This is a genomic window from Pseudomonas sp. GM21 (assembly GCF_000282215.1).
GTDB lineage: Bacteria > Pseudomonadota > Gammaproteobacteria > Pseudomonadales > Pseudomonadaceae > Aquipseudomonas.
The window spans coordinates 25497-47996 of the sequence record NZ_AKJS01000067.1 but is presented as its reverse complement, the minus strand read 5'-3'; the positions used below and the strand labels follow the sequence as shown (position 1 = coordinate 47996).

Genomic DNA, 22500 nt, shown 5'->3' with positions numbered 1-22500 from the left:
GGAAAGGTCCTCATTCCTTGATGCAATCGACGGTGTAGTGCCGTCCATTGCCCTCGTCTTCGTGTTGCAAGCCATGCACATCGACGACGAATCCGGGGAAACTGCTATCAAATGTACGTGCAAATGAAAGGTAGTCGATGATTGACCGGGTCGCCTCGGTGAACCGCTCGCCCGGCATGATCAGTGGGATGCCCGGCGGATACGGAACCAGCATCACCGCTGCGATCCGCCCGTCCAGGGCGTCGATCGAAACCGCCTCCACCTCGCCCCGTACCAAATGATCATAGGCGTGAGCCGGCTTCATGACGATTTCCGGCAGCACGGTATACATGCGCTTGAGGTGTTTGGCCGTGGCGTTGCTGCGATAACAGGCGTGCAATTGATCGCACAAGTCGCGCAAGCCCATGCCTTGATAACGCCCGACGCTCTGTTGCGCCACACAGGGCAGGCAGGTCGCGAGGCTGACGTTGGCATCGTAGCTGCGCTTGAACTCCAGCAACTCGGTCAACAGCGTGCTCCATTTGCCTTTGGTGATGCCCATCGAAAACAGCACCAGGAACGAATACAGCCCGGTCTTCTCGACCACCAGCCCGCGCTCCCAAAGAAATTTACTGACCACCGCCGCCGGAATTCCGCGTTCGCTCAGCGCACCGCCCGCCGTCAGCCCGGGCATCACCAGAGTGACTTTGATCGGATCGAGCAAAACGTAATCGTCAGTCACGCCACCAAAACCGTGCCAGTCGGCATCGGGTTGCAGCAACCAGTCGTCGGTGACCACGCGATCAATGCCTTCCACCGACGGCGGCTGCCAGATGGAAAACCACCAGTCGTCCGCCGCGATGTGCTGTCGCAGATTGGCCAGGGCGCGACGAAAACTCAGGGCCTCGTCGAACATCTCCTGCAACAGCGAACGCCCGGCCGGACCTTCCATCATCGCCGAGGCCACGTCCAGCGACGCAATGATGCTGTACTGCGGCGACGTGGAGATGTGCATCATGAACGCTTCGTTGAAACGGTCGCGATCCAGCTGTCGTGCGCCGCCGTCCTGAACATGAATCATCGAGGCCTGACTGAACGCTGCCAGCAACTTGTGCGTGGAATGCGTGGTGAACACCAGTGGACTGTCTTCGCTGCGCGAGGTGCCCATGCCGTAACGTCCGGCGAAAAACTCATGGAACGGCGCGTAGGCGTACCAGGCTTCGTCAAAATGCAGCACCTCGACGCTGTTGCCCAGGCTCTGTTTGATCAACTCGGCGTTGTAGCAAAGACCGTCGTAGGTCGAGTTGGTGATGACCGCTAACTTGACCTTGGGCACTCGACCCAGGGTCAGCGGGCTGGCGTCGATCTTGGCCTGGATCGATTCGCGGCTGAATTCGCTCAACGGATTCGGGCCGATGATCCCCAATTCGTTGCGCTCCGGGCACAGGTACAACGGGATCGCGCCGGTCATGATGATCGAATGCAGCACCGACTTGTGACAGTTGCGGTCCACCAGCACCAGATCATCGCGGGCAACCATCGAATGCCAGACGATCTTGTTCGCGGTCGAAGTGCCATTGATCACGAAAAAAGTGTGATCGGCACCGAAATTACGCGCAGCGCGTGCTTCCGCTTCGGCCAGCGGACCGGTGTGATCGAGCAAGGAGCCCAATTCAGGCACCGACACGGATAAATCCGAACGCAGGGTGTTTTCCCCAAAAAACTGGTGAAACGCCTGCCCGACCGGGCTCTTGTGATACGCCACGCCGCCGCCGTGGCCCGGTGTGTGCCAGGAATAATTGGAGTCGGCGGTGTGTTGCACCAGCGCCTTGAAAAACGGTGGCAGCAGACCGTCCAGGTACTTGCGCGCGGCCCGGGCTACTTGCCGGGCCAGGAACGGCACCGTGTCTTCGAACAGATAAAGAATACCGCGCAACTGATTGAGTTCGGCCATCGCATCGGCCGGCGCGTTTTCCAGCGTCACTTGTTCGCCGAGGGCGAAGATCGGCAGGTCCGGCGCACGCACTCGCGCCAGACCGATCAGCTCGGCCATGTTTTGCAACAAATGTGAGTTGGTGCTGGCGTCTTCGGCGGCAATCAACATGCAGGAAAGGCCGTGATGGGTCGATGCGACCAACCGCCCTTCGGTGTAATCCACCGCCGAAACAATGCTGAAGCCTTCCTGCTCCAGCTCCCGTGCGATGCCCCGCACGCGATCACCGGCGACGGTGTCGACCTTGATGTCGCGGTGGACGATCAGGACCGGGAATTTCAAATCTTTATACATGGGGCTCAGTGTCCTGAGGCGGCAGACCGTGGCCTGCCAATACCCTCAGGGTAGAGGGTTGCTGCGGATGTGGCGAGTGCCGATGCCCCAAACCGGGTCGCCATGTGCACGCTAATGTCGCAATCGTGCAAGACCGGTAGCAGCTGCCGAGCACCGCGAGGCTGCGTCCGGCTGCGAAGCAGTCGTGAAATCAAACCCCGCGGTTTTACAGAACATCGCGCATTCAGGTTTTACGACTGCTTCGCAGCCGAACGCAGCCTCGCGCGGCTCGTCAGCTGCTACAGGCTCGGCAGCTGCTACGCCTGTGCTTTGGCATCCGCCAGTTGCTGCCACAGCGACGGGGCGCCAGCGGCCTTGGCGATGGCTTCAAGACGCGCCACGTGCTGGGCCAGGTCATCTTCGCTGGCGCGGATGATGCGGGCGCGTGTGCGGTCGGCCGGCAAGCGGCGGATTTCGGTGGCGGAGTTGTCCGCACCTTCGCCGGAGCCATTACCGTCGGACGCGTTACCCGCCAGCGACAGGCTGGTCTGGCCGCCAGTCATGGTCAGGTAGACGTCGGCGAGAATCTCGGAGTCGAGCAAGGCGCCGTGCAGTTCACGACCCGAGTTGTCGACGCCATAACGTTTGCACAAGGCGTCGAGACTGTTGCGCTGCCCCGGGTGACGTTCCCGGGCCATCATCAAGGTGTCGAGGATCGAGCAGTGTTGCGTGATGTCCGCACGATCGTGCTGGCCCATCAGGGCGAATTCGTTGTTGATGAAACCAACGTCGAACGCCGCGTTATGGATGATCAGTTGCGCGCCCTTGATGAACTCGAAGAACTCATCGGCCACTTCGGTGAAGCGCGGTTTACCTACCAGAAATTCGTTGGTGATGCCGTGGACGCCAATGGCGCCTTCGTCGCTCTCGCGATCCGGTTGCAGGTAAACGTGAAAATGCCGGCCGGTCAGGCGCCGACCGATCAACTCGACACAACCGATTTCAATAATCCGGTGGCCGTCGGTCACCGGCATGCCGGTGGTTTCGGTATCGAGTACAACGGATCTGGTGGCCATCAGTGCTCAGCTCTCAACGGGACATTCGTGCAAAAGCGGCGATGTTAACACGCTCGCCGGGGTGTTTCAGATAGACCGGGGCGCGGCCATCGCGGACAAGTCGAATCGTCGCACCGCCGCTCCCACAGGGAACGATCAGTGTGTGATTTATGCCTGTTTGAACCCACGCACCTCATCCACCCCCCTGTTGGCCAGCTGGTCCGCTCGTTCGTTACCGTGGTGACCAATGTGCCCACGCACCCATTTCCAGGTGACGTTGTGGCGATTGACCTGCTCATCCAGCAACTTCCACAAATCAGCATTTTTAACCGGTTCCTTCGCAGCGGTTTTCCAGCCGCGCTTCTTCCAGTTGTCCATCCATTCGTTGATGCCTTTCATCACGTACTGGGAGTCGGTTACCAGCAGCACGTCGCACGAACGCTTGAGCTCTTCGAGGCCACGAATCGCGCCCATCAGCTCCATGCGGTTGTTGGTGGTGTTGGCTTCGCCGCCCCACAGTTCCTTTTCCACGCCTTTGCACACCAGCAGTGCACCCCAGCCACCCGGGCCAGGGTTGCCTTTGCAGGCACCATCGGTAAAGAGTTCTACGCTATCGCTCATGCCAATCTATCCAGAAAATGCGGTGGCTCGACGATCCGTGATCGACGATGCCCGAGGCCGGGGCTGACCCGACCGGGAAAATAAAAAGGTATTACGGTTCGATGCGGCGACGATTGACCTTGGCCATCGGCAAGGGAATCAGCTTGCCCATCGGTTCGCGCCGTTCCTGACGAAGTGGGCGCAGGCCCACCACAATCTTGCGGGCCACCAATAAATAGAAGCCGCCGCCCGACAATTGCCAGTCACCAGCCTTGCGCTCCCAACCGGCCAGACGAGCCTGCCAGGCGGGTGACGCAAGCGGCGGACGATAGCACCCGAAGCGGCGTTTCTCCAGCGCGAAACCCAGCAGGTTGAGCCAGTCGGCGACGCGCGACGGTGAGATACAACGTGCCTTGCGCATGGCGTCATGGGCGAACACATGGCGCAGGCCCCACGTGCTCCACGGATTGATACCGATGATCAGCAAATGCCCGCCGGGGCGCACGCTGCTCGCCGCTTCACGCAGCAAACCATGGGGCGACAGGCAGAAATCCAGCCCATGCTGCAACACCACCACGTCTGCGGCGTGCTCGCTCAACGGCCAGGCTTGTTCTTCACAAACGATTTCGACGCCAGGCAACGGCGCACCGAGCCGCACATTGCGCTGCACCTGGGGAGCCGACGGCGGCGTCTGGGCCGACGGACCGTAATGCACCAGATAACCGCCGAAGAAACGCCCCAACTCGTCTTCGAGCATGCGTCGTTCTTCATCCAGCAAAAATTGTCCGATAGGGCCGGACAGCCATTCACGGGCCGCGCTGATCAATGTCAGCCACTCGGGATCAGCCTGAGCGAACGCTTTATCGGTCATTGCATTCTCCAACGCGCCAGGAAGTTCTAAGATGCGCCATTGTTTTCCGCTTGGCGAATCCGACGATGATACAGATCAGTGCCCTGCCCGCCTTCACCGACAACTACATCTGGTTGTTACAAGACCACCGCACCCAGCGCTGCGCCGTGGTCGATCCGGGTGATGCCGCCCCCGTACAGGCCTGGCTTGCGGCGCATCCGGGTTGGGTATTGAGCGATATTCTGATCACTCATCACCACCATGACCATGTCGGTGGCGTCGAGTTACTGAAAAAAGCGACAAACGCAAAAGTTTATGGCCCCGCCAGCGAGAACATCCCGGGCCGGGACGTGGCGCTCAAAGACAACGACCGCGCCAGCGTACTGGGCTGGGACTTCGATGTTTACGCCGTCCCCGGCCATACCCTGGGGCACATTGCCTATTACCATCATGGTCTGTTGTTTTGCGGTGACACCCTGTTTGCTGCCGGTTGCGGACGGTTGTTCGAAGGCACGCCTGAACAGATGCACACCTCACTGACACGCCTGGCCGCCTTGCCGGAAGACACGCTGGTGTATTGCACCCACGAATACACCTTGAGCAACCTGAAATTTGCTGCGGCAGTGGAGCCCGATAATCAAGACATCGCCGCTCGCCTGGCCAAAGTGACGCAGCAACGTGAAGCCGGGATCATGACGTTGCCTTCGACGCTGGCCCTGGAAACGCTCACCAACCCGTTTTTACGTGTTTCTGAAACATCTGTTAAAGAAAAAGTGGACGAACGGAATGGCCCCGATAACCGGGCACCGAGTAAGGTTTTTTCGGCTTTGAGAGCTTGGAAAGATACGTTCTAAGCGATCTTCATTTTGTAATGAAAATACTGAATGGTTGACCGCAGGGGGTGCGCTTTCTAGAATCGACCGACATTTTTGCCCGGAACTTACTTCCAGCCAATGTCGTCATCTATTAGCAAAGTCATCAATACAGACGCATTGACCCGCCTGGCTCAAGCCATAGCGGTGGCTGTGTCCGCCACTCTGGCGGGTTGTTCCAGCCATGTGCCGCAGACCGACGCGACACACACCCCGAAAATCGCCGCCCGCGCCAAACAGCCACCCATTTGGCTCAGCGAAAAACCAAGCCCGCTGGCCGCACAGGACGTCTGGGAGCGCATGCGCCTGGGCTTCCAGTTGCAGGATGGCCTGGGCGTCAACCCGCGTATCGAGCAGCAGCGGCTGTGGTTCGCCAGTAACCCGTCCTTCCTCGAAAACGCCGGCGAGCGCGGCAGCCTGTACATTCACTACATCATCGAACGCCTTGAAGCACGCAACATGCCGCTTGAACTGGCGTTGCTGCCGGTGATTGAAAGTGCCTACAACCCGATGGCCTATTCCCGGGCTCACGCGGTGGGTCTTTGGCAATTCATCCCCTCCACCGGCCGCTACTACAACCTGCGCCAGACCCATGCCTATGATGGCCGACGCGACATTACGGCTTCGACCACGGCGGCCCTGGATTACCTGAGCCGCCTGCACGACATGTTCAACGGTGACTGGATGCTCGCCCTCGCCGCCTACAACGCCGGCGAAGGCACGGTCAGCCGCGCTATCGAGCGCAACGAAAGACTCGGCCTGCCGACCGATTACTGGAACCTGTCACTGCCCTCGGAAACCCAGGCCTACGTGCCCAAGCTGCTGGCCTTGTCGCAAGTGGTACTGGCACCCGAAGCCTACGGTGTAAACCTCAGCCCGATCGCCAACGAACCGTACTTCAAGGTCGTCGAAATCAACCAGCGCATGGACCTGTCCACGGTTGCCGCGGTGGCCAACATCGACGAAGACGAACTGTTCCAGCTCAACCCGGCGTTCAAACAACGCACCACTCTCGACGGCCCACAGCATTTGCTGGTGCCCACGTCCAAGGCGCAGTTGCTGACCACCAGCCTGTCCACCATGCGTCCGGAAGAGCTGATAAGCAAGAAGCCACTCAGACCTGTCTTCGACAACGCAGATGTTTCTCAAGTCGCCAGCGCCAAGCGCACCTACCGCGTCAAGCGCGGCGACAGCCTTGCCACCATCGCCAAGGCCAACAACGTCGCCGTCAAAGATCTGCAACGCTGGAACAAGCTGTCGGGCAAGAATCTCAAGGCGGGTCAGACACTGGTGATGCGCGATACCGCCAAGCGCAGCAGTGGTCGCGTCAATACGGTCGTCGCCTCAAACAGCAAAACTGGCAAGACCGGCAAAAAGAATTCCCAGACTCAATACAAGGTGCAGCAAGGCGACTCGTTATACATCGTTGCCAAACGCTTCAATGTCGAGATGCAGCATCTCAAGCGCTGGAACCCCCGTGTCGGCAAGGCGCTCAAGCCTGGACAGGTGCTGAAGGTATCTTCGCCACATTAAAAAGAACCCCTGATATCAGGGGTTTTTTTCGCCTGAAGCTTGCCAAAACCCATGTAGCAGCTGGCGAAGCCTGCGTCGGCCGGTCCGCGCAAGATCAATTAACGGCCCATTAACCCCCTGTCTTTTTCCTGTCGATACAAGCTGTTACTGTACGGACCACTTAGCCCAAGCCACCTGGATCGGATCCCTGACTTGAAGCGCCCCCTCATTCTGCTCCTGATCAGCCTGGCCTTGAGCTCTCCCGCAAGTGCGACGATCAGCGAAAGCCATGGTTATGCGCAGTTCGGCACGCTCAAGTACCCGGCCCGATTTACCCATTTCGACTGGGTCAACCCGCAAGCGCCCAAGGGCGGCACGTTGCGGGTGATGGCGTTTGGCACCTTCGATACGCTCAATCCTTATACCTTCAAAGGCTCAAGCCCGGTCTCTACGGCCAATTTCCTGCAATACGGGATCAATGAGTTGAATGAGCCGCTGATGGTCGGCACCGGCCAGTACGCGCCATCCGGTGACGAGCCTACCTCCAGTTATGGCCTGATCGCCCAGTCGGTGGAATACAGCGAGGATCGTAGTTGGGTGGTGTTCAACCTGCGCCCCGAAGCGCGGTTCCACGATGGCTCGCCGATTACTGCGCGCGACGTCGCGTTCTCCTACCGCCGGCTGCTCAAGGAAGGTCATCCGCAGTACCGCACCAATCTTCAGGAAGTCGCGCGGGTCGATATTCTCAACCCCCATCGCGTTCGATTCGTTTTCAAGCGCGCCGGCAATCCGCTATTGATCCTGCGCCTGGGCGAATTGCCGGTCATGTCTGCGCGTTACTGGAAAGGTCGCGACTTCAAGGCAACCACCTTCGAGCCTCCCTTGGGCAGCGGGCCGTATCGCATCACCTCGGTGACGCCCGGGCGGCAAATTGTGTTTGAGCGGGTCAAGGACTACTGGGGCAAAGATCTGCCGGTCAATCGCGGCAAGTACAACGTTGATCGCATGGAGGTCGAGTTTTACCGTGACAGCGATGTCGCCTTCGAGGCGTTCAAGGCCGGCGAGTTCGACGTTTACATCGAGCATCAAGCCAAGAATTGGCAAAACGGCTACAACTTCCCGGCGGTCCGCCGCGGCGACGTGATCAAGGCGCAGATCGCGCATCAGATTCCGACTCAGAGTCAGGGGCTGTTCATGAACACCCGGCGCCCGACCTTTGCCGAGGCCAAAGTCCGCGAAGCCCTGGGACTGATGTTTGACTTCGAGTGGACCAACCGCACGCTTTTCAGTGGCGCCTACAAGCGCACCCTGAGTTACTACCCCAACAGTGAATTCTCTGCCACCGGCCTGCCGGTCGGTCATGAGTGGCTGATGCTCAAGCCGTACCGCGAACAGTTGCCCGCCAAACTCTTCACCGAGCCCTTCAGCCTGCCGCAAACCGATGGCCGCGGCATTCCAAGGGAAACCCTGCGAAAATCCCTGGCACTGCTCGCCGAGGCGGGCTGGAAGCTCAATGGCCAGCGTGTGCAGAACGCTGTCGGGCAACCGCTGCGATTCGAGATCCTGCTGGTCAACCCGAACCTGGAGCGTATCCTCCAGCCCTACGTCGAGAACCTCGCCAGCATTGGAATCGACGCGCGACTGCGCACCGTCGACCGCGCCCAGTACAAACAGCGCCTCGATCAGTTCGACTTCGACATGATTTTGATGACCCTCAACCAGACCCTCAGCCCGGGTCTGGAGCAGTGGCAGTATTTTCATTCCAGCCAGGTCGGGATCAAGGGCAGTAAAAACTACGCCGGTATCGCCAACCCGGTGGTCGACCATTTGCTCGAACAACTGCTCGCCGCCCAGAGCCGCGACGAACAAGTCGCCGCGGGCAAAGCCCTCGACCGTGTGTTGTTGTGGCAGCACTACAGCATTCCCAACTGGTACCTCAATTATCACCGCCTGGCTTACCGTAACCGGTTGGCCTTTGTCACCACGCCGCCCTACACCCTGGGCCTGAGCGCATGGTGGCTGAAGTCTTCGGAGAAAGATCGATGAAACCCGTACGCGCCCTGCTCTTGCAGGCCAGCGGTCTGCTGTTCGCCGGGGTGGCCTGCGCCGCCCCGCAACACGCTTTGACCCTCTACAACGAACCGCCAAAGTACCCGGCGGACTTTAAACATTTCGACTATGTGAACCCGGATGCGCCCAAGGGCGGGATCTTTCGTCAGGCAGGTTTCGGTGGCTTCGACAGCCTCAATCCGTTTATCAGCAAGGGCGTACCGGCCGACGACATCGGCATGATCTACGACACCCTCGCCAGACAAGGGCTGGACGAACCGTTCACCGAATATGGCCTGGTGGCCGGCAAGATCGAGAAAGCCCCGGACAACAGCTGGGTGCGTTTCTACCTGCGCCCTGAAGCGCGCTTCCACGATGGCCATCCGATTCGTGCCGAAGACGTGGTGTTCAGCTTCCAGATGCTGACCAAGGACGGCGCGCCGCTCTACCGCGCTTACTACAACGACGTCGAGGAAGCGATCGCCGAAGACCCGCTGACCGTGCTGTTCAAGTTCAAGCACAACAACAACCGTGAGTTGCCGCTGATCCTCGGCCAGTTGCCGGTGTTGCCCAAGCATTGGTGGGCCGACCGCGATTTCAACAAGGGCAACCTGGAGATGCCGCTGGGCAGTGGCCCGTACAAAGTCAGTCAAGTGAAGGCCGGACGTTCGATTCGCTATGAGCGGGTCAAGGATTACTGGGGCAAGGACTTGCCGGTCAATCGCGGGTTCTACAACTTTGATGTGATGACCACTGATTACTACCGCGACAACACCGTGGCGCTCGAAGCATTCAAGGCCGGACAGTTCGATTACTGGCTGGAGATGACCGCCAAGAACTGGGCCAACGCCTACAACGTCCCGGCCGTCACCGAAGGCCGGTTGATCAAGGAACAGATCCCCAACGGCAACACCACCGGCATGCAGGGTTTTGTGTACAACCTGCGTCGCCCGTTGTTCCAGGACGTGCGTGTGCGTGAAGCCCTGTCATTGCTGCTGGATTTTGAATGGACCAACAAGCAATTGTTCAACGGCGCTTACGCGCGCACCCGCAGCTATTTCGAGAACTCGGAAATGGCCGCCACCGGCTTGCCGGATGCCGATCAACTGGCTGTGCTCGATCCGTTTCGGGGCAAGATCCCCGAGCAGGTGTTCAGCGAAGCGTTCCAGAACCCGGTGACCGATGCCAGCGGAATGATTCGCGACCACCAGCGCAAAGCCTATCAACTGCTGCAAGAGGCCGGCTGGCGGATCGTCGATGACAAAATGGTCGATGCCACCGGCAAACCGGTGACCATCGAATTCCTGTTGGCCCAGACCGAATTCGAGCGGGTGCTGCTGCCGTTCAAGCGTAATCTCAGCGACCTGGGAATCGACCTGGTGATCCGCCGGGTCGACGTTTCGCAGTACATCAACCGCGTGCGCTCACGGGACTTCGACATGATCGTCGGCAGCTTCCCGCAGTCCAGTTCTCCTGGTAACGAACAGCGCGAATTCTGGATGTCCGCCGCCGCCGACAAACCTAGCAGTCGCAATTCCATGGGCCTCAAAGACCCGGTGGTGGACCAACTGGTCGAGCAACTGATCAACGCCGATTCGCGCAAAAGCCTGGTGGCGCACGCCCGTGCACTGGACCGCGTGCTGCAATGGGGTTATTACGTGATCCCCAACTGGCACATCAAGACCTGGCGCGTGGCGTACTGGAACCACATCGGCCATCCGAAAATCTCACCGCTGTACGACATCGGCACAAACACCTGGTGGATCAAGCCTGACGCGAAACCTGCGATAGAAGTCGAAGCCATCCTGCAAGCCACCCCTGCGGGCACGGAGTAATCAGATGCTGGCGTATATTTTTCGGCGACTGCTGCTGATCATTCCGACCTTGTTCGGTATTTTGCTGATCAACTTTGTGATCATCCAGGCCGCTCCCGGCGGCCCGGTAGAGCAGATGATCGCCAAGCTCGAAGGCTTCGAAGGCGCCACCAGCCGCATTGCCGGTGGCGGTGCCGAAGTGTCGGTGGCCGGCTCTGCCTATCGCGGCGCCCAGGGCCTGGACCCGGCGCTGGTAAAGGAAATCGAGCACATGTACGGCTTCGACAAGTCGGCGCCTGAACGCTTGTGGATCATGGTCAAGAACTATGCGTCGCTGGATTTCGGCGACAGCTTCTTTCGCGATGCCAAGGTCATCGACCTGATCAAGGAAAAGATGCCGGTGTCGATCTCCCTCGGGTTGTGGAGCACGCTGATCATGTACCTGGTGTCGATCCCGCTGGGGATCGCCAAAGCCACGCGACACGGTAGCCACTTCGATGTCTGGACCAGTTCGGCGATCATCGTCGGCTACGCGATCCCGGCGTTCCTGTTTGCGATCCTGTTGATCGTGGTGTTTGCCGGTGGCAGTTATTTTGACTGGTTCCCGTTGCGCGGGCTGACGTCGAACAATTTCGACGAACTGAGCATGGGCGGCAAAATCCTCGATTACTTCTGGCACCTGGCCTTGCCGGTCACGGCGCTGGTCATCGGCAACTTCGCGACCATGACCCTGCTGACCAAAAACAGCTTCCTCGATGAAATCAACAAGCAGTACGTGGTCACCGCCAAAGCCAAAGGCCTGACCCGTCACCGCGTGCTGTACGGCCATGTGTTCCGCAACGCCATGTTGCTGGTGATCGCCGGGTTCCCGTCAGCGTTTATCGGGATCTTTTTTACCGGGTCGTTGCTGGTGGAAGTGATTTTCTCCCTCGACGGCCTCGGTCTGATGAGTTTTGAAGCGGCGATCAACCGCGATTACCCGGTGGTGTTCGGCACGCTGTTTATCTTCACCTTGCTGGGCCTGGTGGTGAAACTGATCGGCGACCTCACCTACACCTTTGTCGATCCGCGCATCGACTTCGAAAGCCGGGAGCATTGAGATGAACCTGTCCCCGCTCAATCGACGCCGTTTCGAACTGTTCAAGGCCAACAAGCGTGGCTGGTGGTCGCTGTGGCTGTTTCTGGTGTTGTTCGGCCTGAGCCTTGGCGCCGAGCTGATCGCCAACGACAAACCGCTGGCGGTGCATTACGACAACAGCTGGTACTTCCCGGCGCTCAAGCGCTACCCGGAAACCACGTTCGGCGGCGAATTCCCGCTGGAAGCCAACTACAAGAGCCCGTACATCCGCGAACTGCTCAAGGCCAAGGACGCCTGGGTGCTGTGGGCGCCGATTCCCTACAGTTACCAAAGCATCAACTACGACCTGAAAGTCCCGGCCCCGGCGCCACCGTCGATGGAAAACCTGCTCGGAACCGACGATCAGGGCCGCGACGTGCTGGCACGGGTGATTTACGGCTTCCGGATTTCGGTGTTGTTCGCCCTCACCCTGACCATTCTCAGCTCGATCATTGGTGTGATTGCCGGAGCCTTGCAGGGTTTCTATGGCGGCTGGGTGGACCTGGCCGGGCAGCGTTTTCTGGAAATCTGGTCCGGCTTGCCGGTGTTGTACCTGCTGATCATCCTGGCCAGCTTCGTGCAGCCAAACTTCTGGTGGCTGCTGGGTATCATGCTGCTGTTTTCGTGGATGAGCCTGGTGGACGTGGTGCGCGCCGAGTTCCTGCGCGGGCGCAACCTTGAATACGTGCGTGCGGCGCGGGCGCTGGGGATGCAGAACGGTGCGATCATGTTCCGCCACATCCTGCCCAATGCCATGGTCTCGACCATGACGTTCATGCCGTTCATCCTGACCGGCGCGATCGGCACCCTGACCGCGCTGGACTTCCTCGGTTTCGGCTTGCCACCCGGCGCGCCGTCGCTGGGTGAGCTGGTGGCCCAGGGCAAATCCAACCTGCAAGCGCCCTGGCTCGGCATCAGCGCGTTTGCGGTGCTGGCGATCATGTTGAGTTTGCTGGTGTTTATCGGCGAGTCCGCTCGCGATGCCTTCGACCCGAGGAAGTGAAATGAATCCGGACAATCTGATCGAAGTGCGCGACCTGTCCGTCGAGTTTGGCGTCGGCGAGCGTGTGCAACGGGTGGTCGAGGGCGTGAACTTTGATATCCGCCGTGGCGAAACCCTGGCGCTGGTCGGTGAGAGCGGTTCGGGCAAGTCGGTCACCGCCCACTCGATCCTGCGACTGCTGCCCTACCCGATCGCACGGCATCCGTCCGGCACCATCGAGTACGCCGGGAAAAACCTGCTGGCCCAGAATGAAAAGACCCTGCGCCACATCCGCGGCAACCGGATCGCGATGATCTTCCAGGAGCCGATGACCTCGCTCAACCCGCTGCACTCCATCGAAAAGCAGATCAACGAAGTGCTGGGCATCCACAAAGGCCTGATCGGCAAAGTGGCGACCAAACGCACCCTGGAACTGCTGGAGATGGTCGGTATTCCCGAGCCGGAAAAACGCCTGAAAGCCCTACCCCATGAATTGTCCGGCGGCCAGCGCCAACGGGTCATGATCGCCATGGCCCTGGCCAATGAGCCGGAATTGCTGATCGCAGACGAACCGACCACGGCGCTGGACGTGACCGTTCAGCTGAAAATCCTCGAATTACTCAAGCAATTACAGGCCCGATTGGGCATGGCGTTGCTGCTGATCAGCCACGATTTGAACCTTGTGCGAAGAATTGCGCATCGCGTATGTGTCATGCAGCGCGGTTGCATCGTCGAACAGGCATCGTGCGAAGAGTTGTTCCGCGCGCCGCAGCATCCGTACACTCGGGAATTGCTGGCAGCGGAACCCAGCGGCAAGCCGGCGACCAATGTTATCGGGCCGCCATTGCTGCAAGTCGAAGACCTGAAAGTCTGGTTCCCGATCAAGAAAGGCCTGCTGAAAAAGACCGTTGACCACATCAAAGCGGTGGACGGGATCAATTTCAGCCTGCCGCAGGGGCAGACCCTGGGGATTGTGGGTGAAAGCGGTTCGGGCAAATCGACGCTCGGTCTGGCGATTTTGCGGCTGATCGGCAGCAAGGGTGCGATTCGTTTTGAAGGCAAGCAGCTAGACTGCCTGACGCAGAACGAGGTTCGGCCGTTGCGGCGGCAGATGCAGGTGGTGTTTCAGGACCCGTTTGGCAGCCTGAGCCCACGGATGTGCGTGAGCCAGATCGTCGGCGAAGGCCTGCGGATCCACAAGATGGGCACCGAGGCGGAACAGGAACAAGCGATTATTGCGGCACTCAAGGAGGTAGGTCTGGACCCGGAAACCCGGAACCGCTACCCCCACGAATTTTCCGGCGGGCAACGGCAGAGAATCGCCATTGCCCGGGCATTAGTGCTAAAACCGGCGTTGATTTTGCTGGACGAGCCGACCTCGGCCCTCGACCGCACCGTACAACGCCAAGTGGTGGAGCTGCTGCGTTCACTGCAAACCAAGTACAACCTGACGTATTTGTTTATCAGCCATGACCTGGCTGTCGTCAAAGCACTGAGCCACCAGCTGATGGTGGTCAAGCAGGGCCAAGTGGTCGAACAGGGGGACGCGCAAAGTATCTTTGCCGCCCCCCAACATCCGTATACACAGCAGTTGCTGGAAGCCGCTTTCCTGGCACCAGCCACTGCGTAATAACCTGAAAGAGAGGAGCAACACATGGGTTTTCTCGCCGGTAAGCGCGTACTGATCGTCGGTGTCGCCAGCAAGCTGTCCATCGCATCCGGCATCGCTGCCGCCATGCATCGCGAGGGCGCTGAGCTTGCCTTCACTTATCAGAACGACAAACTCAAGGGTCGTGTCGAAGAGTTCGCACAGAGCTGGGGTTCGAGCCCTGAACTGTGCTTTCCGTGCGACGTGGCCAGCGATGAAGAAATCGCCAAGGTCTTCGTTGAACTGAGCAAGAAGTGGGACGGCCTGGATTGCATCGTGCACTCCGTCGGCTTCGCCCCAGGCGACCAACTGGACGGCGACTTCACCGAAGCCACCACCCGTGAAGGTTTCCGCATCGCTCACGACATCAGCGCCTACAGCTTCGTGGCCCTGGCCAAAGCCGGTCGCGAAATGATGAAAGGCCGCAACGGTAGCCTGCTGACCCTGTCGTACCTGGGCGCCGAGCGCACCATGCCGAACTACAACGTGATGGGCATGGCCAAGGCTTCGCTGGAAGCTGGCGTGCGTTACCTGGCCGGCTCCCTGGGCCCGGACGGCACCCGCGTCAACTGCGTATCGGCTGGCCCGATCCGCACCCTCGCCGCTTCCGGCATCAAGAACTTCCGCAAGATGCTGGCTGCCAACGAAGCGCAAACCCCGCTGCGTCGCAACGTCACCATCGACGAAGTCGGCAACGCCGGCGCCTTCCTGTGCTCGGACCTGGCGTCCGGCATCAGCGGCGAAATCATGTACGTAGACGGTGGTTTCAACACCACTGCGATGGGCAGCCTGGAAGAGTAATCTTTCAGCTGACCAAAAAAACCCGCCGTTGCTGGCGGGTTTTTTTATGCCTGCGCTTCCGGGGCGCACGCTCCCACAGGAGTAAGTAGTTCAGCTGTCGGGCCTTCAATCTTCTTACAATCGAAAAGCACAGCGCTAAACTCAGCCTCACACCTACCACCCTCCGAGGCCTGCCCTATGCAACTGTCCCCTTTTCACTTGGCGATTCCAGTGTATGACCTGACCGCCGCACGGAATTTTTATGGCGAAGTGTTCGGTCTTGAAGAGGGCCGCTCCAGCGACCACTGGGTCGATTTCAACTTTTTCGGCCATCAATTGGTGATTCACCTGGCACCGAAAAATGCCTCCCAGGAAGCAGCGCACACCAATGCCGTGGACGGTCACAACGTGCCTGTTCCGCACTTCGGTGTGGTGTTGAGCATGAGTGAGTGGGAGGCGCTGGCGCAGCGTCTGACCGCGCTGGGCTCGTCGTTCGTGATCGAACCGGGTATTCGCTTTCAGGGGCTGGTGGGCGAGCAAGCGACGATGTTCCTGTTCGATCCGTGCGGCAATGCACTGGAATTCAAAGCCTTTAAAGACATCAGTCAGTTGTTTGCCAAGTGAACGCGTCCGCCTCGGCCAGCAGCCCTTCGATCGAGCCGTGACTCAGGGGGTCGTATTCGATCTGGCCGAGACTGAAGCGCAGGTCGTTGGCGCGATGGGCTGAGGCATTTCGTTCGGCGAGTATTTCTTCGAGCCGGGATTTGATCGCGTCGAGTTCGACCGTGCCTGAACCCGTGAGCAACGCGACAAATTTATCGCTGCCCAGTCGGCCGATAACATCGCTTTCGCGGAAGGCAATGCGCAGCACGTCGGCGAATATTTTCAGCGCTTTGTCGCTCGCGGCACTGCCGTACAGGTAATGCAAGCGTTTGAAATCATCAAGATTGAATAGCAACAACGTGGCCGGTTTCTCCAGCCTCTGGCAGGCGTCCAGGCCTTGCTCGGCCAGCGTGGCGAACCCGTGACGGTTGGGGAGCAGGGTCAACTCGTCCATGCTCGCCATCTGTACGCCCGACAGTTCCTGCTCGGCCTTGCGCGCCAGGTCACGCAACCATTCGCGTTCTTCCTGCGGGGAACGTGAAGGAATGCCACCAGCACCTGGTTTGACCGGTTTGCCTGGGATTAACATGGCTAACTCCATTGGCGGGTATGATCTTTAGAGTCGGTCATACCCGCATTGACTCCGTGTTACGGACCACCGGTCAACTGCCCGCCAGCGGACAGGGCCCTCCCGCCTCCGCCCACAGCTTGAATTGCGTGACGAAGACATCGTGAGACACCGACACCGGCGCCCTGCCCTCACCGGGATTCCAGCCCCATAGCACCAACTTGTCTTCGCTGACATGCTTGATCAATGCGGCGAAATCACGGTCGCCATTGCTGGAGCGGTCCTTGATCATTGCGCATAACTTGTCGGCTGGCAGACCGATCCAGGCCATTTTGTGCGCCGCGGGCGGCAGGCTCCAGTGCGGTGCCCCCGGGGGCGTATGCAGCCCGTAGCTGGCCGGCGGGTTGGACTCTGCGTGACACGTGGTACACGGCAAACCGGCCGCGCCTTTGCCGTCCATCCCGCGCACCACGTTCATCGCGTGGGGAATCCCGGCATCGAATTGCAGCGGCGAATCGCCCGGAATATGGCAGTTCTGGCAACGCGGGCTTTGAAAGACTTTCTGCACCGTATCGAAGGCCTTTATCGCCTCCTTGTCGTCCGCATACAGGTGTTCGGTGTAGACCGCCAGGCCGATCAACAGCACCGCCCCCAGCATCAGATGTCGCTTCATCTCACACCCCCGACAGTTGCAGCGGCAGCTCGCGCAAGCGCTGCCCGGTCAGAGCGAAGACAGCATTGGCGACCGCTGGCGCAGTGGGTGGAACGCCCACCTCGCCGATGCCTCCGGGCTTGTCGCTGCTGGGCACGATATGCACCTCGACCACCGGCATTTCGTTCAGCCGAAGCACTTGATAATCGTGAAAGTTGGACTGCACCACCTGCCCGCCTTCCAACGTCAGTTTGCTGTGCAAGGCGAAACTGAGGCCAAAGGTGATGCCCGATTCCATCTGCGCGGCGATACTCTGTGGGTTGACCGCAATGCCGCAATCCACGGCGCACACCACCCGGTGCACGCGGATTTCAAGATTGTCCTGGGACACTTCGGCGACCTGCGCCACGTAGCTGCCGAACGACTCGTGTACCGCCACGCCCACCGCGTGACCATCGGGCAAGGGGGCGCCCCAATTGGCTTTTTCGACCGCCAGATTGAGCACGCCCAAGTGTCGCGGATGGTTTTTCAGCAAGGTTCGCCGGTATTCCACCGGGTCCTTGCCGGCCGCCTCGGCCAATTCATCGATCAACGACTCCATGACAAACGCCGTGTGGGTGTGCCCGACCGAGCGCAGCCACAATACGGCGATGCCGGTTTTCGGTGAGTGCAGTTCCACCTGGTGATTGGCCAAGTGTTCGAGGTAAGGGCTGTCAGCGACGCCTTCGACCGAAGTCTTGTCGACGCCCCCCTTGACCATGCTCGCCTCCAGCGATGTGTCGGCCATAATCGACTGCCCGACCAGCACATGCTTCCAGGCCACCGGCATTCCGTCGGCATCCAGCCCGACATTCGCCTGATGCAGGAACATCGAACGGTAGTAACCGCCGCGAATGTCGTCCTCACGGGACCACACGGTTTTCACCGGTGCGCCCGCCACCTTGGCGACCTGCACCGCTTCAGCGACAAAATCGGACGTCGGATTGGCCCGGCGACCAAAACCGCCGCCGAGAAACTCGGTATGAATCTCTACCTGTTCGGGTTTGAGCCCGGTAATTTTTCCGGCGATCATTTGATCCAGCGTCTGAAACTGGGTGCCCGTCCAGATCTCGCATTTGTCCTGGCTGATTTTCACCGTGCAATTGAGCGGCTCCATCGGCGCATGGGCCAGGTACGGCACGCTGTATTCGACGTCGATCTTCTTCGCCGCTTTAGCCAGTGCGGCCGTTGCATCGCCCGCCTTACTGGCCGAAATCCCTGGCGTGGTGGCGAGTTTGCGGAAGCTCTCCAGCAGTTTCCGACTGTCCAGGCCGGTGTTCGGCCCCAGGTCCCAGTCTATTTGCAGCGCATCGCGCCCCAGCTTCGCCGCCCAGTAATGATCGGCAATCACCGCAACGCCCGAGGGCACTTGCACCACTTTATGCACGCCCGGCACGGCCAGTGCCGCGGCGCCTTCGAAGGATTTGACGCTGCCACCGAACACTGGCGGGCGGGCAACCATGGCGGTCATCAAACCGTCGAATTGCACATCCATGCCGAACTTGGCCTTGCCGGTAATTTTCTCCGGCGTGTCCAGGCGTTTGGTGGGTTTACCGATGATCTTCCAGTCCTTGGCCTCCTTGAACTTGATCGAGGCCGGATCCGGCACCGGCAACTGGCCGGCGTCATCGGCCAGTTCGCCATAGGTAGCGCGCTGGTCGCCCGCGATGACCACGCCAGATTCGGTGCGGAGCTGCGAAGGTGCAACATCAAACCGCTTGGCTGCCGCTTCGACCAACATCAGGCGCGCGGCCGCCCCGGCCTGGCGGTAGCGGTCGAATTCCATCCAGGTCGAGGTCGAACCGCCGGTGATCTGCATCCCGCCAAAACCGGCCATTCCATACAAAGCAGCGGAGGCTGGCGAGTGTTCGACGCGGATTTTCGACCAGTCGGCGTCCAGTTCTTCGGCGATCAACATGGTCAGGCCGGTCCAGATGCCCTGGCCCATTTCCGAATGGCCGAGCAGGACGGTGACGCTGTTGTCGTTGCCGATCCGCAGGAAGGCATTGGGCGCAAAAATGTTGCCTTGATTCTCCGCGCCCAAGGCAAAGCGATGGGCACCGGGGATGACAAACCCCACCACCAGACCACTGCCCAACAGGGCGCTGCCCTTGAGAAAACCACGGCGCGACAACGGGGGGTTGCTGTTCATGGCTTCAGACTCCCTCAACTCGAACCCATCTGGGCGGCACGTTTGACCGCTGCGCGAATCCTTGGGTAGGTGCCGCAGCGGCAGATGTTGCCGGAGAGCGCCTGGTCGATGTCGCTGTCGGTGGGTTGGGGAATCTTCGCCAGCAACGCGGCGGCGGACATGATTTGCCCAGATTGGCAGTAACCGCACTGCACCACATCCAGTTCAGCCCAGGCTTGTTGCACCGGGTGCGTACCGTCGGTAGACAGGCCTTCGATGGTGAGGATTTTCTGTCCGTGCGCCACGGCTGTAGCGGGCGTGACGCAGGAACGCAACGGCGCACCATCGACATGCACGGTGCAGGCACCGCACTGGGCCATGCCACAGCCGAATTTGGTGCCCGTGAGGTGCGCAACATCGCGTAGCACCCAGAGCAGTGGCATGTCCGCCGGGACATCGAGCTCCTGATCCTTGCCATTGATGTTGAGGGTCAGCATTGCGAAATACCTCAGACTCACGGTGTTCTGAAGGGCATCGCAGTGGCATCCAACGGCCTGTGCGCGCCTTGGGGTTCTCCCTTCAGCTAAGCGCAAAATGCCGGGCGGGACCGGTTCATCGACCACCGGTCACCCCTTCAAGACCAATCGGATGGCTTGTAGCAGCTGCCGAGCAGCGCGAGGCTGCGTCCGGCGACGAAGTCGTCGTAAGCCCTGAGAATGCGGTTTATCTGCACACCGCAGTGTCTGACTTCACGACGACTTCGTCGCCGGACGCAGCCTCGCGCTGCTCGGCAGCTGCTACAGGGCGGCCTGGAGCGCTAGACCCTTGGCGTGAACAGGATCGCCGTATAGCGCGTCAGGAACAGGCCGAACGCCGCGCACCACAGCAGCGCCGAGATTCCCAGCCCGACCCCGGAATACGGGACCAGCAAAACCCGGCACACCCCAGCGACGACCAGCATGGCAAACCCCAGCACCACGGTTTTCGATGCCAGCAGCTGCCGCCCGGTGTGGCCGAGACTGACACGAGCAATCATCGCCAGGATCAACCCGCCAATACCGCCCACGGCCAGCGCATGGGTGGCCAGACTTTGTTGTGGCATCATCCCCGCATGCCACAGCGCCATTGCCAGCGCAGCGATCACCAACCAGGCATAGGCGAGGTACAGCGACCACAACAGCGGCACCCGCCAGATGCCTCGATCATGCCAGCGCCACAAACGCAGCAGATGCAACGCCCCCATCAGCAGAAACAACGCTGCCAACCACAACCTCGGGACGTCGTTGAAACCACTGGCGAAGGACACCGCCGCCAGCAATGAACTCACCAACAGAATTTTAGTGGGCAGCGGATGCGCCGCAGGCGTGGCAGGACGGTTCAAACCGCGCTGAATGAAAAACGGGATGACCCGCCCGCCAATCACTGTCATCAGCGCCGCCACCAGCCACAGGGCCGCCAGCACACCGCGGCGCTGTAGCCCGACATCATCGGTGGCGATCCCCCATAGCGTCAGCGCCTGACAGCCGGCTATCAGGGCCACCACCAACAAAACCGGATAGTTCTCACGCTTGCCGGCCGCCACCAGATCCCGACCCAACATCCAGGCCAACAACGGCAAAAAAGGTGTCTGCAGAGCGATCATCAGCTGTGCGGGGATCGGCATTAACCAAGCCAATCGCGCCAGCACCCAGACCAGCAGTAACCCGACCAAGGGCCAGCCGCTCAAGCCGGGGCGCCCGGTCCAGTTCGGCACCGCCGTCAACAGAAACCCGGCGATGATGGCCGTGGCAAACCCGAACGGCATCTCGTGCCGATGCCAGCTCAACATGCCGCCCACCGGTTGCGCACCGGGCAAGCGGCCATACAACCAAAGCGCCCAGATCGCCACTGCAACTGCCGCAAACACGGCGCCGGCGAAAAAGAACGGTCGAAACCCGAGACTGAATACCGGTACCGCAGCCAGTTTGCGCATCTCAAGCCACCGCATGGGTCAGGCCTTTACCCAACCGGTATTGGGCCAGCAGGCGCATGACGTAGCCAATCTTGATGAGGGTCGGCCCGACGATGGTCATTGCATGCATCGCTACCAACACTACGATCGACAAGTGACCGCCGTACAGGTAGGCGCCATAGATACCGGCCAGCAGCATGGCTAGGCCAGCACCAAGCACTTTGCTCGACAGGTGCAGAACGGTCAGTGGGTTGTTGAGAAAATCGAACATTTTGCCGTACTCCTCAAGCGGGTCAGTTGTACGTTGGATATATCAAGTGTCGTGCCAGGTATTTACCCCTGTTTAATCAATACCTTGAGTGCTACGTGGTCATATCGACAACACTCGAAAAGAGTCTATATGACCTTTAAATATGTCAATCCGACTACATTTCTTATGAAGTTATCGATCTACGGTCCAACTGATCGACCCCAGGCTGACTACGCTGATAGTCCAGCATGAGTAACCCGTAGAGGAGCGCCATCATGCAACGCGTGCAAAAACTGACTCCCTGCCTCTGGTTCGACACTCAGGCCGAAGAGGCGGCGAAGTATTACTGTTCGATCTTCGATCATTCAAAAATCACCGGCACCACCCATTACGGCAAGGCAGGCCAGGATGTTCACGGCATGCCAGAAGGCCTGGTGCTGACGATCAGCTTCGAGCTGGACGGGCAACCGTTTACCGGCCTCAATGGCGGCCCCCATTTCAAGTTCAATGAAGCAATTTCCTTTCAGGTCAACTGCCAGACACAGGAGGAAATCGACCATTACTGGGGCACTCTTTCCGCCGGTGGCGAGCCCCAGGCCCAGCAATGTGGTTGGCTCAAGGACAAATACGGGTTGTCCTGGCAAATCGTCCCGATCCCGTTCATGGAGATGTTGAAAGATCCGGATACGACCAAGTCCCAACGCGCCATGCACGCCATGATGCAGATGAAAAAGCTCGACATCGCCGCCTTGCAACGAGCCTTTGACGGCGAGAGCTAATAC

At 59.8% G+C, this 22500-nt stretch carries 20 protein-coding genes; 10 read left to right on the top strand and 10 right to left on the bottom strand.

Features of this window, described 5'->3' with window-relative positions; translation table 11 throughout:
* Positions 1–10 precede the first annotated feature (10 nt).
* The 4 genes from PMI22_RS20035 to PMI22_RS20050 all read right to left on the bottom strand — a co-directional run bounded on the left by PMI22_RS20035 (position 11) and on the right by PMI22_RS20050 (position 4771).
* Entirely contained in the window at positions 11–2266 is a 2256-nt protein-coding gene (locus PMI22_RS20035) for an Orn/Lys/Arg decarboxylase N-terminal domain-containing protein (protein ID WP_007944585.1), read from the bottom strand.
* A 296-nt stretch (positions 2267–2562) separates the two neighbouring features.
* The gene (gene dnaQ / locus PMI22_RS20040) at positions 2563–3321 is read right to left on the bottom strand and encodes a DNA polymerase III subunit epsilon (protein ID WP_007944584.1); all 759 of its coding nucleotides are present in this window, start codon (positions 3319–3321) and stop codon (positions 2563–2565) included.
* A gap of 147 nt (positions 3322–3468) precedes the next feature.
* Positions 3469–3921, bottom strand: coding sequence for a ribonuclease HI (gene rnhA / locus PMI22_RS20045; RefSeq protein ID WP_007944583.1), 453 nt, complete (start codon positions 3919–3921; stop codon positions 3469–3471).
* Positions 3922–4012: 91 nt separating this feature from the next.
* On the bottom strand, positions 4013–4771 hold the full coding sequence (locus tag PMI22_RS20050; RefSeq protein WP_007944582.1) for a methyltransferase domain-containing protein: 759 nt from the start codon (positions 4769–4771) through the stop codon (positions 4013–4015).
* Positions 4772–4836: 65 nt separating this feature from the next.
* Between PMI22_RS20050 and gloB the strand changes: the two genes are divergently transcribed.
* From gloB to PMI22_RS20095, 9 genes are all read left to right on the top strand, one after another.
* Positions 4837–5604 carry a hydroxyacylglutathione hydrolase gene (gloB, locus tag PMI22_RS20055; protein ID WP_007944580.1) on the top strand — a complete coding sequence of 256 codons (768 nt, stop codon included), beginning with the start codon at positions 4837–4839 and terminating at the stop codon, positions 5602–5604.
* A 99-nt stretch (positions 5605–5703) separates the two neighbouring features.
* A complete protein-coding gene (locus PMI22_RS20060; RefSeq protein ID WP_007944578.1) occupies positions 5704–7155 on the top strand; it encodes a transglycosylase SLT domain-containing protein in 1452 nt (483 codons plus the stop codon).
* 192 nt (positions 7156–7347) lie between these two features.
* On the top strand, positions 7348–9180 hold the full coding sequence (locus PMI22_RS20065; RefSeq protein WP_007944577.1) for an extracellular solute-binding protein: 1833 nt from the start codon (positions 7348–7350) through the stop codon (positions 9178–9180).
* On the top strand, positions 9177–11018 hold the full coding sequence (locus tag PMI22_RS20070; RefSeq protein ID WP_007944576.1) for an extracellular solute-binding protein: 1842 nt from the start codon (positions 9177–9179) through the stop codon (positions 11016–11018). The genes PMI22_RS20065 and PMI22_RS20070 overlap by 4 nt, the downstream gene beginning before the upstream one ends.
* Before the next feature lie 4 nt (positions 11019–11022).
* Positions 11023–12096: a microcin C ABC transporter permease YejB gene (locus PMI22_RS20075; protein WP_007944575.1), complete on the top strand. Its 1074-nt coding sequence runs from the start codon at positions 11023–11025 to the stop codon at positions 12094–12096.
* A 1-nt stretch (position 12097) separates the two neighbouring features.
* A complete protein-coding gene (locus PMI22_RS20080; RefSeq protein ID WP_007944574.1) occupies positions 12098–13117 on the top strand; it encodes an ABC transporter permease in 1020 nt (339 codons plus the stop codon).
* 1 nt (position 13118) lies between these two features.
* Positions 13119–14726 carry an ABC transporter ATP-binding protein gene (locus PMI22_RS20085; RefSeq protein ID WP_007944573.1) on the top strand — a complete coding sequence of 536 codons (1608 nt, stop codon included), beginning with the start codon at positions 13119–13121 and terminating at the stop codon, positions 14724–14726.
* Between the two features lie 24 nt (positions 14727–14750).
* Positions 14751–15545 carry an enoyl-ACP reductase FabI gene (fabI, locus tag PMI22_RS20090; protein WP_007944572.1) on the top strand — a complete coding sequence of 265 codons (795 nt, stop codon included), beginning with the start codon at positions 14751–14753 and terminating at the stop codon, positions 15543–15545.
* A gap of 177 nt (positions 15546–15722) precedes the next feature.
* Positions 15723–16148, top strand: coding sequence for a VOC family protein (locus PMI22_RS20095; RefSeq protein WP_007944571.1), 426 nt, complete (start codon positions 15723–15725; stop codon positions 16146–16148).
* Here the strand turns inward: PMI22_RS20095 and PMI22_RS20100 are convergent.
* The 6 genes from PMI22_RS20100 to PMI22_RS20125 all read right to left on the bottom strand — a co-directional run bounded on the left by PMI22_RS20100 (position 16126) and on the right by PMI22_RS20125 (position 21739).
* Positions 16126–16716 (bottom strand): GGDEF domain-containing protein, encoded by a 591-nt coding sequence (locus PMI22_RS20100; protein ID WP_007944566.1) that lies wholly within the window; start codon positions 16714–16716, stop codon positions 16126–16128. The genes PMI22_RS20095 and PMI22_RS20100 overlap by 23 nt on opposite strands.
* A 73-nt stretch (positions 16717–16789) precedes the next feature.
* Positions 16790–17368, bottom strand: a complete 579-nt coding sequence (locus PMI22_RS20105) for a hypothetical protein (protein WP_007944565.1) — start codon at positions 17366–17368, stop codon at positions 16790–16792.
* A gap of 1 nt (position 17369) precedes the next feature.
* Positions 17370–19538 (bottom strand): xanthine dehydrogenase family protein molybdopterin-binding subunit, encoded by a 2169-nt coding sequence (locus PMI22_RS20110; protein WP_007944564.1) that lies wholly within the window; start codon positions 19536–19538, stop codon positions 17370–17372.
* 14 nt (positions 19539–19552) lie between these two features.
* On the bottom strand, positions 19553–20014 hold the full coding sequence (locus PMI22_RS20115) for a (2Fe-2S)-binding protein (protein WP_007944562.1): 462 nt from the start codon (positions 20012–20014) through the stop codon (positions 19553–19555).
* 320 nt (positions 20015–20334) lie between these two features.
* Entirely contained in the window at positions 20335–21489 is a 1155-nt protein-coding gene (locus PMI22_RS20120) for an NnrS family protein (protein ID WP_033049036.1), read from the bottom strand.
* Position 21490: 1 nt separating this feature from the next.
* Positions 21491–21739 (bottom strand): hypothetical protein, encoded by a 249-nt coding sequence (locus PMI22_RS20125; RefSeq protein ID WP_007944559.1) that lies wholly within the window; start codon positions 21737–21739, stop codon positions 21491–21493.
* 254 nt (positions 21740–21993) lie between these two features.
* Between PMI22_RS20125 and PMI22_RS20130 the strand changes: the two genes are divergently transcribed.
* Positions 21994–22497 (top strand): VOC family protein, encoded by a 504-nt coding sequence (locus PMI22_RS20130; RefSeq protein WP_007944558.1) that lies wholly within the window; start codon positions 21994–21996, stop codon positions 22495–22497.
* The last annotated feature ends 3 nt before the right edge of the window (positions 22498–22500 follow it).

Coding starts and splice junctions, on each gene's coding strand:
- PMI22_RS20035 (WP_007944585.1), bottom strand. CDS start 2,266: ATGTATAAAGATTTGAAATTCCCGGTCCTGATCGTCCACCGCGACATC.
- dnaQ (WP_007944584.1), bottom strand. CDS start 3,321: ATGGCCACCAGATCCGTTGTACTCGATACCGAAACCACCGGCATGCCG.
- rnhA (WP_007944583.1), bottom strand. CDS start 3,921: ATGAGCGATAGCGTAGAACTCTTTACCGATGGTGCCTGCAAAGGCAAC.
- PMI22_RS20050 (WP_007944582.1), bottom strand. CDS start 4,771: ATGACCGATAAAGCGTTCGCTCAGGCTGATCCCGAGTGGCTGACATTG.
- gloB (WP_007944580.1), top strand. CDS start 4,837: ATGATACAGATCAGTGCCCTGCCCGCCTTCACCGACAACTACATCTGG.
- PMI22_RS20060 (WP_007944578.1), top strand. CDS start 5,704: ATGTCGTCATCTATTAGCAAAGTCATCAATACAGACGCATTGACCCGC.
- PMI22_RS20070 (WP_007944576.1), top strand. CDS start 9,177: ATGAAACCCGTACGCGCCCTGCTCTTGCAGGCCAGCGGTCTGCTGTTC.
- PMI22_RS20075 (WP_007944575.1), top strand. CDS start 11,023: ATGCTGGCGTATATTTTTCGGCGACTGCTGCTGATCATTCCGACCTTG.
- PMI22_RS20080 (WP_007944574.1), top strand. CDS start 12,098: ATGAACCTGTCCCCGCTCAATCGACGCCGTTTCGAACTGTTCAAGGCC.
- PMI22_RS20085 (WP_007944573.1), top strand. CDS start 13,119: ATGAATCCGGACAATCTGATCGAAGTGCGCGACCTGTCCGTCGAGTTT.
- fabI (WP_007944572.1), top strand. CDS start 14,751: ATGGGTTTTCTCGCCGGTAAGCGCGTACTGATCGTCGGTGTCGCCAGC.
- PMI22_RS20095 (WP_007944571.1), top strand. CDS start 15,723: ATGCAACTGTCCCCTTTTCACTTGGCGATTCCAGTGTATGACCTGACC.
- PMI22_RS20100 (WP_007944566.1), bottom strand. CDS start 16,716: ATGTTAATCCCAGGCAAACCGGTCAAACCAGGTGCTGGTGGCATTCCT.
- PMI22_RS20105 (WP_007944565.1), bottom strand. CDS start 17,368: ATGAAGCGACATCTGATGCTGGGGGCGGTGCTGTTGATCGGCCTGGCG.
- PMI22_RS20110 (WP_007944564.1), bottom strand. CDS start 19,538: ATGAACAGCAACCCCCCGTTGTCGCGCCGTGGTTTTCTCAAGGGCAGC.
- PMI22_RS20115 (WP_007944562.1), bottom strand. CDS start 20,014: ATGCTGACCCTCAACATCAATGGCAAGGATCAGGAGCTCGATGTCCCG.
- PMI22_RS20120 (WP_033049036.1), bottom strand. CDS start 21,489: ATGCGCAAACTGGCTGCGGTACCGGTATTCAGTCTCGGGTTTCGACCG.
- PMI22_RS20125 (WP_007944559.1), bottom strand. CDS start 21,739: ATGTTCGATTTTCTCAACAACCCACTGACCGTTCTGCACCTGTCGAGC.
- PMI22_RS20130 (WP_007944558.1), top strand. CDS start 21,994: ATGCAACGCGTGCAAAAACTGACTCCCTGCCTCTGGTTCGACACTCAG.